This window comes from Xenorhabdus griffiniae, from assembly GCF_015163655.1.
GTDB lineage: Bacteria > Pseudomonadota > Gammaproteobacteria > Enterobacterales > Enterobacteriaceae > Xenorhabdus > Xenorhabdus griffiniae.
The window spans coordinates 1-16,002 of the sequence record NZ_JADEUF010000093.1 but is presented as its reverse complement, the minus strand read 5'-3'; the positions used below and the strand labels follow the sequence as shown (position 1 = coordinate 16,002).

Here is a 16,002-nt window from a genome sequence, read left to right as displayed (position 1 = left end):
CGCCATCTGGCGTTGCTGCGAACTGAGATGATTAATCACATTTCGCAGCAAAATATCCCCCGTTTTTGCACTGGGGCTGATGGTGTGCGAGAACGTCAGGTTCATCACAAAAGTGTGGCCACATTCCACATCCGCACACGAACAATAAATATCGGCAATCTCGTGGTGCATCCGGTTGGTTTTACGAATGACGGCCTTAGCGCCGCACTCAGGGCAGATGATTTTTAATACGCGCATGTTCCTCATTCCTAATGTCTCGAATTGACGCGATTTTACCATTTTCATGCTCATTCTTCACCCGAAATTACGTTATCTTGTTTAAAATGGATATGTAATATTTCTGGTACATCAGGGGTATTTATCGCATTCATAAACATATTTTGCACGGGGATAACTTCATCCAGGCGATAGGCCGCCCGCGCCTTTTCGGGATCACCCAATCCGGCGGCATTGGTCGGAATAATGCCCGCCAGTCCGGCCGGGAACCGGTGGGCGGTCAGTACATCCTGTGAGCTGATACTTTTGACATTGGCAAATTCATCATTGGCGGAAATATCCCCGACCGGAATAAACTTGATGCCGTCAGGATCGCCATTGGGAATATTCACAAACAGGGTGTCAAAGTTGCCGATCCCCCTGCTTTGTTGCAGTTTCATGATGATTTCTTCTTCGGTTTCATCAGAGATATTGGGATCATTGGTGTAAATGATGCCGCCAGTGTGAGCGCCATTGTGGTAATAGCGACGGCGAAAGATGGTCGCTTCCGAGTTGAGCAGCGCGGCATGAATGCCGCCGATATAATCCGGCAAGCCATAAACCTGCTGCTGCGGGTCATATTGCTTAATGAAGGTCACTTCTTCCGGTGAGTAAACCAGGGGCTCACCTTCCTGCAATACGACAAAATCCCCGTCTTTACGGCGGCGCAGGTAAAGAGAGGGCAGCACCTCCAGTCTCACGATATCGCCCCAAAAGTTGCGCACTTTCAGGATGGACACATCCCCGAAAATCAGGAAATTAATCACGGCGGATTTAAATTGTTCGTGGCTCAGTCCGCCGCCGAGGTAATCCGAGGCAATCATATTGTGGCGGGAGTAGATAATACCGCCGTGTTGCCCGTTCATATTGGTGAGCTGCGCCAGTGCCAGACGGTCAATGGGCAGGGTGTAATGATCATAATCGTTGTCATACCAGATTTTCTGGTAGTCCGTCAGGGTCGTGAGTATGGGCTCAGGCTTACCCAGCGTGATCAGGCTCATTTTCCGTTGACGGTCGTTGGTCTGTGCTGCTTTGGCGGTTTTCCTTAACTTTTTCTTGCTCATCATGCTGCCTTTGAAAATTGGTATTTGGAGGTACGTTTCTTCTCGTAATTGAGAGGTTCATTCATCAGGGCATGGGAGAGTGCCCAGAATACGTCGGCGTGTCCGGTTTCCTGCGAACGGTCAGCAACAAAGGTCATAGCGCCCCCTTTACCCGTGGTCGTATGGCGGATAGCCAGGAATGAGGCCAGGATTTCTTTTTGTTCGCCGTCCCACTCAAGGCGTTCTTCGCTGACCACATCGATCATCTTCATGACCAGTTGGTTTTTGCTTTGCTGGCTGTAGTGAATCGCCTGGGTCTGGCGGGGCGAGAAATCCTGCACCATCTCATAGACGCCGTGCCCAATCCCCGTGGTATCGATGCCAATATGGGTAAACCGATAGCGCTTGAACAGCTCTTCAATCAGTTTCGCCTGGTGCTTCCAGTTCATGCCTTGCCAGTAGAACGTGGCCAGCACCCGAAAGGCTTCGCCTGCCACCAATGGCGGGGCAACAATCACAAAGGTAGAGGTATCACCGGAGCGCGCCGGATCAAAACCGCCCCAGACTTCACGCTCACCAAACGGACGCGCCGCGTCAGGGTCGTGATCTTCCCAGAGATTGATATCAACGCCGCATTTATCGACCTGACTGTAAGTAAAGACAGACGCGCCACTGTCCACAAACTCGCACATAAACAACATGTTAAAAGTATCTTTGTTGTACTTGTTGCGCAGTCGGTCAATGCTGGCAAGATTAAAGCCGTTATTGATGGCATCTTGCAGCGTAATGACATAACGCCATTGCCCATCGGGGCAATCACGCCCCCCGTCCCGCAATTCGTTAAATGCGGGGAATACCACATTCTTACGTTTGGGATCGTTACCGCGCCATTCGTCACCTGTCCAAAACGGATAGGCCGGATGCGTTTTGGCGCTGGGGGTTGAGAAATAGGTAGTGCGCCAATGGTCATGGGTCGCCATTGCGGAAGACACTTCATTGAACCGCTTAAAATCAGGTATCCAGAAGTATTCATCACAATACAAATGCCCGCTGTAAGATTGGGCAGTATTCTTATTGGTGGATAAGAAGATCAGTTCTGCGCCATTGCTTAGACGCGGGCGTTCACCCGTTAAAGTGATCCCGAAAAGCTGTTCAGCAAAGTTAGCGATATAAGAGCGGAAGACTTGCGCCTGGGGTTTGGATGCCGACAAAAACACTTGGTTTTTCCCTGTCAATACGGCATCTTCAAAGGCTTCAAACGCAAAATACCATGTTGCTCCGATTTGGCGCGATTTTAAGATATTCCTGACCTGTTTATGCTTGTTAGCGCGCAGATGTTTCTGATAGCCAAACAAATTGCCATCAACAAAGGTCTGGAAGTCTTCTTCTGTCAGGGCAGAAATATCATTTTTGCGATAGCGTTTCTTTTTCTTCGGTTCACCGTTCCCTGAGAACGCCGAATCGCTGTCATTGCCGGATTGTGCCCGCGCCTTAATCTCAGCCAGCTTCTCTTTATGTTTATTCGCCTGCGCCATCAGTTTGACGTGATGCGCAACCAGGCGGTCGAGTTCATCCTGCTCAGACGCGGTTTTGTTATTACGTTCACTGAGTAACGTAATACGGCGATTGATGGCCTCTTCGACGCTTTCATGGCTGAGCATATCCGCCCAGTTCCACTTTTCCGCCCAGTAATAAATGATCCGTCGATTAGGCAGATTCAGTTCTTCGGCAATTTCAGCCGGCGTATAGCGGCGCAGATAAAGCGACTTCGCTACTTTTATTAATTCATCAGAGTACTTAGCCATATCCTTAAGCGTCCTTGTCCTAGGTGCCCTCATTATGCAGGGTGAGCAGGCGGCTTTCGTTCGGTTTACTTCGGTTACATTCGGTTATGCGTGATATCCGAATTCATCCGCATTGCACCGCTCGCGCAGGCCGATTGAATTCGCAATACTGTGTCCGAAGCAAACGAAAGGAATGCGATGATATGTCTCAGTTAATGACTAACTGGATATGTATTGCCATGGAGGGCGACACCGTTGACGGTCGCGTCATGGAGCCTGAATGGATTCTGGAAGCGGCAGAGCTTTATGATCCGCAACTCTATACTGCGCTTATCTGGCCGGAGCATGAACGCTGGATGGGCACAATGGGGGAAGTGTTAGCGGTCAAAGCCGAACGGGGCGACGATGGGCTGTTACGCCTTTATGCGCAACTGCGACCCAATCACCGTTTGTTGGACGCCAACCGGGACGGGCAACTGCTGTTTACCTCGGTGGAGTTTACGCCTGACGGCAACTTTCGCGGCACAGGCAAATCATATCTGGAAGGGCTGGCTGTCACCAGTTCGCCAGCTAGTGTGGGCACTACGCGCCTACAGTTTAGTAAAAAGAAAAAAACTCATCGGTCTGGTACTTATAAACCGCTGGTGATTGATGAAGTCAGGGAATTTAAGCAAAAGGGAAGAAAAATGGCTAAAAACACGAAGAAAACATGGCGTAGTCGCTTTGGTATTGCAGAGCAGGAAGAAACTTCAACTGAAACCACGAACGATGATGCGTTACAGGCACTGGCTCAGGCCGTCGCTGATTTAGAAGCCCGTGTTGCAGCAATGGAAACCACGCAGGAAGAAGTTGTAGAAGATGTCGAAACCGTAAAAGAAGTGGTCGATACCGAAGAGTTTGCGCGATTGACTGCTAGCTTGCCTTCAATTTTGAAAAATTTCGGCAAATTGGATTCAATAGCAACCCGCGTACCGTCACGTAACCCAAGCGGCAATAAACACGCCCGTTTTAACTTTCTGTAACGGTAAAGGAAAACGCTATGCAACTCAATCAACGGGCACGTGCTTTTTTACAGAACTATTCTGCGGGATTGGCTGAGGCTTACGGGGTTACGGATACCTCACGTTATTTCGCGCTGTCTGACCCGAAAGAAACCGCGCTGCGTGATTCCCTGCTGGAATCCGTCGAGTTACTCAGCATGATCACCTGTGCCGATGTTGACCAGCTTTCCGGGCAGGTCGTCTCAGTGGGGAATCCGGGACTGTTTACCGGACGTAAAAAAGATGGCCGTTTTATGCGTGCAACGGGCATTGATGGCAATGAGTACAAACTGCGAGAAACCGACTCCGGTGCGGCGCTGAAATGGGACTTGTTGTCTATCTGGGCGAACTCTGGCAGTGAAAATGAATTCTTCCAGCGTATGCAGGCATTCACTAATGAGTCTTTTGCCCTGGATATGCTGCGCATCGGCTTTAACGGTCAGCGTGCTGCCGAAACCACCGACCCCGAAGCCAACCCGAACGGCGAGGATGTCAACAAAGGCTGGCATCAGATTGCCAAAGAATGGGACGGTGGCAAACAGGTGATTACCCATGCGGTGAAACTGGATGAACACGGTGATTTTAAATCACTGGATGCAATGGCTTCCGACCTGATTAATACCTGTATTCCGCAACAGTTCCGCCATGATCCGCGTTTAACGGTACTGGTCGGGGCAGATTTGGTGGCCGCAGAACAATACCGACTTTATCAGGCTGCTGACAGACCAACGGAAAAAATTGCGGCGCAGATGTTGGGTAACTCGATAGCTGGCCGTCCGGCGATGGTGCCGCCATTTATGCCGGGTAAGCGTATGGTGGTCACGATGTTGCCAAACCTGCAAATTCTGACCCAGCGTAACACCCGTCAGCGTAAAGCGGAATTTGTGGACGACCGTAAGCAGTTCGAAAACAAATACCTGCGCAACGAAGGTTATGCGCTGGAAACGCCAGAATTGTATGCGGCCTACGATGAGAACGCCGTCACGATTGGTACAGTGGCTGAACCGGCTGAAACTTTGGGTAACAAATAATGCTGTCACCTGCTCAACGCCACCGGGCGGAAGTGGCACTGCGCCAGAAACTGGCACGGCAGCAAGCTGTAGCCATTGCCGATGGTGCAAGTATGCACCTGCAAGCCCGTGCCATTGAGCAGGATGTTAAGCGGTTGCGTGGGTTACTGACCACAGCAGAACGGGTTGAGATGAAACGGCGGGAATTGTTACCCAATTACCTGCCCACGGCACAACGTTACTTGGATGAAGGCGAAGTGTACAGCAACCCGATTTTCGTCTACTGCGTGATCTGGTTATTTGATATCGGGGAGTTTGACCAGGGACTGGACTGGGCAGACATTGCCATTGAGCAAGGACAGCTCACCCCCGACCATTTTCGCAGTGGTTTTCCGGCGTTCGTGGCCGATACCGTGTTGCTTTGGGCACAACGGGAAGCCGAAGCCGGAAATCCCGTCGAACCCTATTTCTCACGGACATTTCACAATGTCACTGAAAAATGGAAAGTACACGAGAAAATCAAGGCCAAGTACTACAAATTCGCGGCCTTACGCCTGTTAAAAGGAGATAACGCCGACATTAAGGCAAGTAGCGTGGATAGTCTGGATGTGCTGGCGCAGGCCGATAGCTGGCTGGCAACAGCCCATCAGTACAATCCGGCATCGGGGGTAAAAACCTATCGACAACGGATCGCCGCTCGCATACGGGCACTGACAAACGAAACGCTCAGCCTTAATCAATAACGACTACCGCAAGCCGGAGCGGGCGCGGTGGAGGCAAAGCCTTTAGGCATTTTGGCCGTGGAAACCGGACAGCCCGCTTTTTTTTCAGGGAGAGAATGACCGATGTTTAATGGCAACACGGTGGATTATCGGGATGCCCCGCTGACTAATGACGGTTTTTGGCCGGACTTGAATTTGCGGGAATTTCAGGTTAATCGCAAATTGCCGCCCGATTTGGATAACGACATGTTAGCCAATGCGTTGCTGGCAACGGTGGCGGAAATCAACCTTGATTTAGCCCGACTGAAATCCCGCTTGCAGGCCAAAGGTTACCAGAACGCCGCTGAGGTGTCAGGTATTTCCATTAACGGCAATACGGCACTGGTCAGCCAGTATAAAAAAGCGGTGTATGCCAGGGCAAAAGCGGATTTATTGGGGGAATACACGTCGCTGGTCAGCCGTGCCCCCAATCCGGGACAGGAAAGCCCGGAAGTGCGCACCCGCCTGCTGGCTGAGGCCGCGATGGTACTGCGCAATATGAAAGGGCATAAACGTGTCACGGTGCGTTCAATATGAGCAAATTACAGCGTTTAACGGCATTTTTACGGGAAAACCTGCCCGCCCGTATCTGTGAGACGGAATTTACCAGTGAAATGGATGAAATCCGCTTTATTCCGGCACAACGGGATTTAGGGCTGGGACAATACCAGATGTTTGTCCAGCAATATGAGGCAGTGATTGCCTGGGGACGCTTCCCTTATCGGGAGTGTGATCCGCGCAATATCCCACTGCTGATTGATAGCTGGTTGACTGCACAGGGAAATGGTTTCGGGGATGCCAATGTTGAGCAGGAACAACCGACATTGACCGTTGAAGTGGATGATAACACGGCGGTTGTTGTGGTGTCGTTGTCCCTGGCTGAACCTGTCGTGATACGCGAAGATCCGCACGGCATGATCCCGTTTGATGGCAAGCGCTGGTCATTGGCCGATACCGAAGTGTGGTTTGCTGAACAAGGCGCGGTGCACAGTGTGGATGAGACGGGCGCCCAGATTGGGGAACACTCGGCATGATCCACGGTCAGTTAAACTGCAACCAGCTTAAGAAATTGCAAGATGCCTTGCGCAGCCTTGATCTACCAGAGAAAAAGCGACAGCGCCTGTTATGGCGCATTGCAAAATATGGGGTGATTGATGCCGCAAAACGCAATGTGCGCAATCAGCGCTCACCCGAGGGCGAAAGCTGGCCTGCCAGAAAAAGCCCAAGGCGACAAAAGATGCTCAGAAATATGCCGAAGCTGTTGCATATCAAGGAAATGCCGGAAATTGACGCGGTGTGTGTTTATCTGCAAGGCGGCCATTACCGGAATGGCAGTCAGCCCGTGCCAGCGGGTGTGGTGGGTTATGCACAGCAATACGGGATAAATGTTCAGATTCGTCGGCAGCAGGTGAAAAAAAACGTTGATCGTGAACGGATGGCGACCATCAGGCAAGCAAAAAAGTTGCGTGACTTAGGCTATAAAGTCAAAAAAGGGAAACGCTGGCGCAAGCCTCCGATAAAAGAAATTACCGCCAATATGAAATTTATTCAGGCAGGGACATTGATCCGTGTATTAAGTGGCGAAACCATCAAAAGCCAATGGGAAATTACCATTCCCGCCCGCGCGTTCTTGGGCATGAATGATGCTGAGTTCAGCAAAGCGTTAGAACGACAGTTGCAAGGAATTGGATACGGCGCAGAATAGCGCCTTCATTAAGGATTAAATTATGTGGCCACATGTTCAGGTTAACCAGGTTAACCAACTGCAAGGCGAAACCAGGGAAATTGAGCGGGTATTGCTGTTCGTGGGAACAGGCAAAACCCACGTTGGCAAAACCATTGCCGTGAATACCCAGACCGATTTTGATGCCGTGCTGGGAACGGCACAAACCGCCCTCAAACGTCATGTCCTGGCGGCAATGGCCAACGCAGGGCAAAATTGGTCGGGCTATGTGCATATTTTGCCCGAAGCGGCGGACGAACTGGCCTTTATCGAGGCCGTGACCGCCGCGCAGACGGTCGCCAGCGTTGAAGGCTATGTCCTGACGGTAGGGGCTAATAAAGCCATAATCAAGGCAGCACAAACCTTGCGGGCCAACACCATCGCCAAATTTGGCCGCTGGCAATGGGCGATCCTGGCGGTGGATAGCCCACAATCTAAAGAGCCGTGGGCGGATTACGTTAACCGTCTGGCTGAATTGCAAAAAGGGGAAGCGGTGTCCTCAGTGCAACTGGTGCCGTGCCTGTGGGGCAATGAGGCGGGGGTATTGGCCGGGCGTTTGTGTAACCGCGCCGTGACCGTGGCCGACAGTCCTGCCCGCGTCCAGACAGGGGCCTTGATGGATTTGGGGTCAGCCGATTTCCCGTTGGATGGCACAGGCCAGCCGCTTGACTTGGCAACCTTGCAGGCACTGGAAAAATTGCGCTTTAGCGTGCCGATGTGGTATCCCGATTATGACGGGTTGTACTGGTCAGATGGCCGCACCCTGGACGTGGAAGGCGGAGACTACCAGAGCATCGAAAATCTGCGGGTTGTGGATAAGGTCGCCCGCCGTGTGCGGTTGCAGGCGATTGCCAAAATTGCCGACCGCAGCTTAAACAGTACACCAGGTAGCGTGGCAACCCATCAGGCGTACTTTGCCCGCACCTTACGTGAAATGTCACGGAGCACGGAAATTAACGGCGTCACGTTCCCCGGTGAAGTGAAGTCACCGAAAGACGGCGATGTCGCTATTACCTGGCGCAATAAAAACACGGTGGAAATTTATATCACTATCCGCACTTATGAATGCCCGAAAGGGATTTCAGTGAGCTTGTTGCTGGATAGCCAGCTGGAGAAAAGCGCATGAGCCAACGTATTTCAGGCCAGTCGATTGATTTTAATATGGACGGGGATCTGGTTCATGCTGAAAAGGTCAACCTGTCTATTACCGACAACACCGCCGCCGCGCAGACGCAGGGCGTACCGGATGGTTATATCGCCGGGGATGTGGCAGCGGAGGGAGAAATTGAACTCAGCACCAAATATCTGGAAATTGTCACCGCCAAGGCACGTGCAGCGGGATCATGGCGCGGCATTCAGCCCGTTGACCTGATGTGGTATGCCAAGGCGGGCAATGAGGAAATTAAGGTCGAAGCCTATGGCTGCAAGCTGATTGTCAGTGACATTCTCGACGTTGATCCGAAAGGGGGCAGTGTCATGACGCACAAAGTCAAGTTTGTGGTGACCAGCCCGGACTTTGTGCGCATTAATGGCATTCCCTATCTGGAAGCGGAACTGACACAAAGCCTGATTGGCTAAGGATGGGCGTTCATGGAAGAACATGAAAAAACCTTTGTCACGCTCGTGCTATTGGGGGCACTGATTGCGTTAGGCAAGATGCTGACCGGTCACGAACCTATCACCTTACGGCTGTTTATCGGTCGTGTGATCCTGGGTTCGGCGGTGTCAGTGATGGCAGGGGCCTTGTTGATTTGGTGGCCGGGTATCAGCCCAATAGCGGTCACGGGTATTGGTAGCGCATTCGGGATTGCCGGCTATCAGTTAGTGGAAGTCTGGTTACAGAAGCGCGGCAGCGCCTTACTGACAGGGAAGTTAAATGACATTGAGTGAAAAACAGCAGTTATTTGCGGTACTGATTGCACAACTGATTTTATGGGCGGATGAGTGCGGCTACCGCGTGACGTTCGGGGAAGCCTACCGCACACCGGAACAGGCGGCGCTGAATGTGCAAAAAGGGACGGGCATTGCCAATAGCCTGCATACCCAGCGTCTGGCGGTTGATCTGAATCTGTTTATCCAGGGTAAATACCAGACCCAGAGTGAGGCGTACTTGCCATTGGGGGAATATTGGGAATCGCTGGGCGGTACATGGGGCGGGCGCTTTTCCCGTCCTGATGGCAACCATTTCTCGCTGACCCATAACGGGGTGAAATGATGCTCAATGCCCGGACGCTCTATTTCCTTATCGTGGCATTGGCGTTTGTTGCGGGCGGGCGCGTGAATGGTTATTACCGTGACAGCCTGGAACTGAATATCACACGGGCAGCGGCGAAAACCGGCGAGCACCTCCGGCAGGAATTGCAGGCCATTTCCAGCGCCTCCGCCCGGCAACTGGAAGGTAAACTGGAGGAGATCGCCCATGCTGCCCCCCGAGAAATACGGACTGAGGTGGTTAAGCCTGTTTTTACTGCTGTGTGCGTTAGCCCTGAGTTTGTCAGGATGTACAACGAGACAGCCGAAAGCATTGAACGAACCTTATCAGGAAAACGTACTGACAAAATGTCAGGAACGGTTACCCCGACTGGCGGGCATGACCGGTAATAATTTAGCTAATATTGTGATTGATTATATCCAAATATATGGCCATTGTGCCGCACGACATAATCAATTAGTGGATGAAATCAATAAAAGAAAGGAATTAAATTATGAATAAAGAAAATAAAGTTATTACCTTAATGATTGGTGAAACTGAAATTCAATTTGCACCAAATATTATTGCTTATAACAGCATGATTAATGACATGACGCTGGATAATAAGATTGTGCCGATTGTCACTTACCTGCGCCGCATCGTGCAGCCTGCCTCGAAAGCTGCGCTGGATGAGTTCCTGCAAATCCCCGGTGCGGCCATGCAAATTGTGGAACGCGTCAATTCGGAATATGCGCCTAAACTGGAAATCGAAATAAAAAACTAAATGCCCGGGTTAAGGCCATTGACCAAAGTTTATTTGAGCAGGCCTTAATATTACGCCGTCATTATTTACCGCATGAAAAAGATAATACGGAAAATTTAGCCCGTGCTATTTGGCTGGATAATCGTTATTGGGAAAATATGCGCATTGCGACGGCCAACGGCATTGCATTGGCGTTCAAGGGTGAACCATGAGTGGGCAATTAGATTTTACCTTAAGCCTGATTGATAAAATTACCCAACCGCTGGCGAAAGCCCAGGCGGCGGTGTCAGGGTTTGCCCAGTCTTCCCAGGGTGCCTTTGAGAAATTGGCCGTAGGCGGGGCGGGACTGGCTGCGTCGTTCTGGTCTATTAAGGGCTTTCTTGATCCGGCCATTGAAATGGATGAGGCGCTGAAATCGGCGTCTTTGCAGGGTATTGACAGCAGTGTGATGGATAAGGTTGCCAAAGACGCCATGACATTTAGTTCCCGGTATGGCAAATCGTCCATTGAGTTTGTGCAGTCGGCATCGGAAATCAGTAAGGCGATCGGGATGTTGTCACAACGCGATTTGCCTCAGATGACCCAGATTGCCAACACCACCGCCGCCGCCCTGAAATCCAGTGCCAGCGATACCGCCAGTTATATGGGGAAAATGTTTGCGCAGTTTTCCAGTCATGCCAACGCAGTGGGGCACCTCCAGTTTGCTGAGGAACTGGCGGGCAAGGCGGTGGTGATGTCGAAAACATTTGGCATGTCCATGACCGATATTGCGGATCAGATGGAAGGGGCCCGTGCGGCCGGGACACAGTTTGGTGTCGGCATTGATGAACAATTGGCCGTGTTGGGGGAATTACAACGTTCGCTGGGCAGTGAATCCAGCGGTGCCTATGAGTCGTTTATCACGAATGCAGAAGCCAGCGGCAAGAAGTTGGGCTTAAGTTTTGTCGATGCGTCGGGGAAATTACTGTCGATGCCGGCCATGCTGGAAAAGCTCCAGGCTAAATACGGCAAGAGCATTGAAGGTAACCTTAAGGCGCAGGCTGAAATTGAAGAGGCTTTTGGTGATTCGGCCGTGGTGGTCAAACAGCTTTACAGCAATGTTGACGCCCTGCGCAAGAACATCACGGCACTGGGTGCCAACGATGGTATGAAACGCACCCGCGAAATGGCCGAACTGATGGCGAACCCGTGGGAACGGCTGCACGCGATTTGGGAAAATATCCGTATTGCCATTGGCTCAACCCTGTTACCGGTGATTGCCCCACTGGTCAACAAGATGGCGAATGCCAGTCAGATACTGGTGCGCTGGCTGAAACTGTTTCCCAATATTGCCCGCTGGGTCGGGTATATCTCAGTTGGCATACTGAGTTTTGCCGCGGCAGGGGCGATTGCCAATATCGTGATGGGTGTCTCCCGCTTTATCTGGTTGGGCTTGATCCCGTTATGGCATTCCGGCGCATTCATGCTTTCCTTATTGACAGGAAGAATGGGCGTTATGGCAGCGGCCAGCACCAAACTCACAGCGATGTTAGGTTGGGTGCGTTCCAGCCTGATTTACACCAAGATAGCCTCTTGGGCGGCGGCGGCAGGGTTTACGGCCATGACCTGGCCTGTACTGGCGATTATGGCGGTGATTGCTGCCCTGGTGATTGCGATCATTAAATTTTGGCACCCGATTAAGGCGTTTATTAACGGGTTTATTCAGGGATTTAGTGGCGCCAGTGGCGCACTGGCACCGTTATCGCCCGCCTTTGATGCATTGGGGAGTGCGATAGGTTTTGTCTGGGAAGCGGTGAAAAGCCTGTTTGGCTGGTTTGCCGATTTATTAGCGCCCATCCAATATACGGATGAAGCGTTACAGGGCGTGACTGAAACGGGTCGCTCTTTTGGGCGTATTGTGTCTGGTGCCATCGGCTTGTTGATGATGCCGATTAATCGGGTGATCCAGGCGGTCGGTATGCTGGCGCAGTTATTGGGTGCCGCATTGCGGGCGATTGGGCAAAGCTGGGACAAATTTTGGAACTGGTTCAGCAACTTTTCACTGGCTGATGCGCTATCAGGCATGGCAGGGGGTGTCAGTGATCTTTTTAGTGGCTTATGGGACAGCATCAAAGCGTCATTCAGTGAAGCATTCGACTGGATTGTAGAAAAACTCAATTACATTCCGGGCGTGAATATTGAAACCCAGGCCATTGAGAACAGCACGTCAATCCCTAAGCCCGTCACAGTACCGTCGATAGATAATCAGAAAGTGGCATCCCGCGTTATTACGGGCGGGCAAATGAAAGGGATCGGTAAAAGCGGGTTGAGTCAGAACCTTAACCGCAATAGCCAGACATCGATTGATAACAGTCGCCGGATTGAAAATGTGACATTGAATGTCAAAGGCAACGTCACACCGGCACAACTCACGGAATGGGAACAGGTGGCTTATGGATGAGCCAAAATACATTGATTTATTGATAACAGACGGCAATTTTACGCTTAACGCCGGCAATGAGCCGCAATTTTGCCATAACCGCGTGTCAGTCGGTCAGGATTGCGTTCACGCCATTCTGGAAAGCGGCCTTGCCACGGCACTGGTGGCCGAGCGCAGCCCGACCCTGCGGGCGGATATTCGCACCCAGATAGAAATTCTGGTTGAAGATGACGAACGGATTATTCCGGGTACGGTCATTATTAACGAAGAATCGCCCGTGAAATTGTGGATCACAGCGGAAACTTACGATTTTGGCCGTGTGAGTGTGAGTGTGGGGCATGGACACTAAACCAACCATTGATTATGAAAAGGTGCTGCGTGACAGCGGGATGCCGACCACGGAAGCCGAAATCAGCCATGCCTTTGCCAGGGTTGTGGATGAAGCGGGCCTGGTGACCAATACTTCGCGTATGTCCCCGTTCTGGCGGTTGATTAACACGATTGTGACGCGCCCGGTGTTGTGGCTGAAAGAGGCATTAATCAATGTCACCCTGAAAAATATGTATCTCGCCACGGCCTCCGGCTCATGGCTGGATATGTTCGCCTGGGGCGTGAACCTGAAACGTAAGCCTGCATCGGCAGCACAGGGCGTGATCCGTTTCTACAAATCGGCGGGCGCTTCGGTGGTGACCGTGCCAGCCGGAACGGTGATCCAGACGGAGCGCATTAATGGTGAGATCTACCGGGTCAGCACCCTGGAAAGTGTCGTAATAGCCGAAGGGGTCAGCAGCGCCTTACTGCCCGTGACAGCCGCCGCCGCGGGCGGGGCGTTCAACCTGGCGCCCGGTTATTTTCGTATTCTGCCTGTGGCCGTGTCGGGCATTGAACGGGTGCAGAATGAAGAAGGCTGGTTGTTAACGCCCGGCGCGGATGCTGAATCCGATGATGAGTTGCGTGACCGTTGCCGCAACCAATATAACCTCGTGGGGAACTATCATACCGATGCGGTGTATCGAGGCATGATTGCCACGGTGGCAGGGTTAAGTATTGACCGCATCTTCTTTTTGCATGATGCCCCCCGTGGGGCAGGGACGGCCAATGCCTACCTGTTATTAGATTCCGGCGTAACCAGTCAGCCCTTTATTGAGGCGGTAAATGATTACATCACCAATCAGGGGCATCACGGGCACGGCGATGATATGCAGTGCCTGCCCATGCCGGAAACGCATCATGCCTTGGCTGTCACGCTGTTTGTGGCGAATTTGGCGAACTACAGCCAGGAACAAATCGCCACATTGAAAACGGATATCAGCGACTTGATCCGCTGCGCCTTTCGGGAAAATACGGACTATCAGGTTAAAAAGACCTGGCCGTACTCACGCTTTTCATTTTCGAATCTGGGGCGTGAGCTGCACCGTGAATTCACTGAAATTGAATCACTGACCTTTTCATTGGGTGACATTCTCAGTGAGCTGAGTGTGCCCCGGCTGCAATCACTGGCTGTGGAGGTGAAAAATGTCTGAGTTTCGGGAGCGACTTAAGCGGCTGGCCTTACCTTCATGGATGGATAAGGGCGAACCCGCCAAACTGTTCAATGCAGCGCGGGCATTCTGGACGGCCGTTTACGGCTGGCTTAAATGGCCGCTGGCGCAACTGGATGCGGAAACCTGCTCCGAAGCGCTGTTATCGATGCTGGCGTACCAGCGGGATATCCCGCGCTTTAACGGTGAACCGTTGCCGCTATTTCGCAAGCGGGTAAAGTATGCCTTTATCAATGCCAGGGACGCGGGCAGCATTGCAGGCTTTATTGCCATCTTTGAGCGCCTGGGCGTGGGTTATGTGGAATTGCTGGAGCGCCAACCGGATATCGATTGGGATGTGATTATTCTGCGCCTCAGTGACGGCCAGATAGCGGCGAACCCCGATTTGTTGATGAATATCATCCGCCAGTATGGCCGCACCTGTCGTCGCTACCGCTTTGAAGTGATCGCCAAAAATCAGTTAATCATGCGTGTGGGGAGTGTGAGCGCAGACTATTGCTGTTATGCCGCCGCCCTCCCGACTCAACTCCTGTTATTACGGGTCGGTCATATTGCAGGCGTTGCCGTCTGTGACCATGCCAGCCTCAAGGAACGTACCGCACCGAACGTGACCTACGGTGCGTCATTATAAGGAAATAAAACATGTCCTCAGTGATTACCCTGGACTTTGAAAAATGGAAGGCACAACAAGTCGCCGCGGGCAATCCCGTGGTACTGGACGAGTTTGTCTTTGCTTATGTACCGGAGTTAGATCCCGCGCAACCCATCAACCGTGATGAGAAATTGCCGGCACAAAACCACATCGTGCACCGTCAAGCGGTCAATAAAACCGGGTTGGCCTCCGAGAACGCCGTGGCCTACAGCGTCACACTGGGTACGGAAGTCGGTCATTTTGATTTTAACTGGATTGGCCTGCTTAATAAGGCATCGGGTGTTATCGGTATGATCACCCATGCGCCAACCCAGAAGAAAATCAAGACCGCCAACGGATTGCAGGGCAATGTGCTCACCCGCTCTTTCTTGCTGGAGTTTGATGGCGCAGCCCTTGAGACCGCTATCACCACCACGGCGGAAACCTGGCAGATTGATTTTACCGCCCGCTTATCGGGTATCGACGAGATGCAGCGTTTGATCAATACCGACAGCTACGGCGAAGCCGCGTTCTTCGGTGAGGGCTTTGCCGTGGTGCGTCAGGGCGAACAATACCTTGTGAAAAAGGGGCTGGCCTATGTCGGCGGGCTGCGTGGGGGGCTGGAATTTGACCAGACGTTAAACAGCCTGCGCCATACCCGCGTGTATGCGGATTTTAGCTACCAGGGTAATTTGGTGAGCCAGTGGCAAACGGTTGTTAAAATTACGGCATCTAATGAGTTAAAAAACTACGTAGATGCCGCGGGCTATCCGCATTATGTGTTTGCGATTGCGCAGATTGATGGTGACGGGAATGTGCAGGATTTACGCCCGGCAGGGTC

The 16,002-nt window shown here is 51.9% G+C and carries 21 protein-coding genes; 18 read left to right on the top strand and 3 right to left on the bottom strand.

Going from position 1 to position 16,002, the window contains the following annotated elements:
• The 3 genes from IQ211_RS13995 to IQ211_RS13985 form a co-directional block, all read right to left on the bottom strand.
• On the bottom strand, positions 1–291 hold a 291-nt coding region (locus IQ211_RS13995), incomplete at its 3' end, for an Ogr/Delta-like zinc finger protein (RefSeq protein WP_420856244.1).
• The gene (locus tag IQ211_RS13990; protein WP_193836388.1) at positions 288–1,319 is read right to left on the bottom strand and encodes a phage portal protein; all 1,032 of its coding nucleotides are present in this window, start codon (positions 1,317–1,319) and stop codon (positions 288–290) included. The genes IQ211_RS13995 and IQ211_RS13990, both read right to left, overlap by 4 nt.
• Complete coding sequence (locus tag IQ211_RS13985) at positions 1,319–3,103, bottom strand: terminase large subunit domain-containing protein (protein ID WP_189761335.1); 1,785 nt, start codon at positions 3,101–3,103, stop codon at positions 1,319–1,321. The genes IQ211_RS13990 and IQ211_RS13985 overlap by 1 nt, the downstream gene beginning before the upstream one ends.
• A 182-nt stretch (positions 3,104–3,285) precedes the next feature.
• Here IQ211_RS13985 and IQ211_RS13980 point away from each other — a divergent pair, with 182 nt between their 5' ends.
• From IQ211_RS13980 to IQ211_RS13900, 18 genes are all read left to right on the top strand, one after another.
• A complete protein-coding gene (locus tag IQ211_RS13980; RefSeq protein WP_193836386.1) occupies positions 3,286–4,104 on the top strand; it encodes a GPO family capsid scaffolding protein in 819 nt (272 codons plus the stop codon).
• A 17-nt stretch (positions 4,105–4,121) separates the two neighbouring features.
• Positions 4,122–5,153, top strand: coding sequence for a phage major capsid protein, P2 family (locus IQ211_RS13975; protein WP_189761157.1), 1,032 nt, complete (start codon positions 4,122–4,124; stop codon positions 5,151–5,153).
• Positions 5,153–5,875 (top strand): phage terminase small subunit, encoded by a 723-nt coding sequence (gene gpM, locus IQ211_RS13970; protein ID WP_189761156.1) that lies wholly within the window; start codon positions 5,153–5,155, stop codon positions 5,873–5,875. Before IQ211_RS13975 ends, gpM begins: the two co-directional genes overlap by 1 nt.
• A gap of 102 nt (positions 5,876–5,977) precedes the next feature.
• Positions 5,978–6,430 carry a head completion/stabilization protein gene (locus IQ211_RS13965; protein ID WP_189761155.1) on the top strand — a complete coding sequence of 151 codons (453 nt, stop codon included), beginning with the start codon at positions 5,978–5,980 and terminating at the stop codon, positions 6,428–6,430.
• Complete coding sequence (locus IQ211_RS13960) at positions 6,427–6,927, top strand: phage tail protein (protein WP_189761154.1); 501 nt, start codon at positions 6,427–6,429, stop codon at positions 6,925–6,927. The genes IQ211_RS13965 and IQ211_RS13960 overlap by 4 nt, the downstream gene beginning before the upstream one ends.
• Positions 6,924–7,598: a hypothetical protein gene (locus IQ211_RS13955; protein WP_189761153.1), complete on the top strand. Its 675-nt coding sequence runs from the start codon at positions 6,924–6,926 to the stop codon at positions 7,596–7,598. The genes IQ211_RS13960 and IQ211_RS13955 overlap by 4 nt, the downstream gene beginning before the upstream one ends.
• Before the next feature lie 19 nt (positions 7,599–7,617).
• Positions 7,618–8,742 (top strand): DUF2586 domain-containing protein, encoded by a 1,125-nt coding sequence (locus IQ211_RS13950; RefSeq protein WP_189761159.1) that lies wholly within the window; start codon positions 7,618–7,620, stop codon positions 8,740–8,742.
• Complete coding sequence (locus tag IQ211_RS13945; RefSeq protein WP_189761152.1) at positions 8,739–9,194, top strand: DUF2597 family protein; 456 nt, start codon at positions 8,739–8,741, stop codon at positions 9,192–9,194. Before IQ211_RS13950 ends, IQ211_RS13945 begins: the two co-directional genes overlap by 4 nt.
• Positions 9,195–9,206: 12 nt before the next feature.
• Positions 9,207–9,506, top strand: a complete 300-nt coding sequence (locus IQ211_RS13940) for a phage holin family protein (RefSeq protein WP_189761151.1) — start codon at positions 9,207–9,209, stop codon at positions 9,504–9,506.
• Positions 9,493–9,831, top strand: coding sequence for a M15 family metallopeptidase (locus tag IQ211_RS13935; protein ID WP_189761150.1), 339 nt, complete (start codon positions 9,493–9,495; stop codon positions 9,829–9,831). Before IQ211_RS13940 ends, IQ211_RS13935 begins: the two co-directional genes overlap by 14 nt.
• On the top strand, positions 9,828–10,217 hold the full coding sequence (locus tag IQ211_RS13930; protein WP_399478527.1) for a hypothetical protein: 390 nt from the start codon (positions 9,828–9,830) through the stop codon (positions 10,215–10,217). Before IQ211_RS13935 ends, IQ211_RS13930 begins: the two co-directional genes overlap by 4 nt.
• Before the next feature lie 104 nt (positions 10,218–10,321).
• Positions 10,322–10,591 (top strand): putative phage tail assembly chaperone, encoded by a 270-nt coding sequence (locus tag IQ211_RS13925; protein ID WP_193836384.1) that lies wholly within the window; start codon positions 10,322–10,324, stop codon positions 10,589–10,591.
• Between the two features lie 17 nt (positions 10,592–10,608).
• Positions 10,609–10,782, top strand: a complete 174-nt coding sequence (locus tag IQ211_RS20180; protein ID WP_399494493.1) for a DUF6890 family protein — start codon at positions 10,609–10,611, stop codon at positions 10,780–10,782.
• On the top strand, positions 10,779–13,010 hold the full coding sequence (locus IQ211_RS13920) for a phage tail tape measure protein (RefSeq protein ID WP_193836382.1): 2,232 nt from the start codon (positions 10,779–10,781) through the stop codon (positions 13,008–13,010). Before IQ211_RS20180 ends, IQ211_RS13920 begins: the two co-directional genes overlap by 4 nt.
• Positions 13,003–13,338: a DUF2590 family protein gene (locus IQ211_RS13915; RefSeq protein ID WP_189761247.1), complete on the top strand. Its 336-nt coding sequence runs from the start codon at positions 13,003–13,005 to the stop codon at positions 13,336–13,338. Before IQ211_RS13920 ends, IQ211_RS13915 begins: the two co-directional genes overlap by 8 nt.
• Positions 13,328–14,512 carry a baseplate J/gp47 family protein gene (locus IQ211_RS13910; RefSeq protein ID WP_193836381.1) on the top strand — a complete coding sequence of 395 codons (1,185 nt, stop codon included), beginning with the start codon at positions 13,328–13,330 and terminating at the stop codon, positions 14,510–14,512. Before IQ211_RS13915 ends, IQ211_RS13910 begins: the two co-directional genes overlap by 11 nt.
• Entirely contained in the window at positions 14,505–15,161 is a 657-nt protein-coding gene (locus IQ211_RS13905) for a phage tail protein (RefSeq protein ID WP_193836380.1), read from the top strand. The genes IQ211_RS13910 and IQ211_RS13905 overlap by 8 nt, the downstream gene beginning before the upstream one ends.
• 11 nt (positions 15,162–15,172) lie before the next feature.
• Positions 15,173–16,002, top strand: an 830-nt coding sequence (locus IQ211_RS13900) for a phage tail-collar fiber domain-containing protein (RefSeq protein ID WP_193836378.1), incomplete at its 3' end; no start/stop codon positions are given.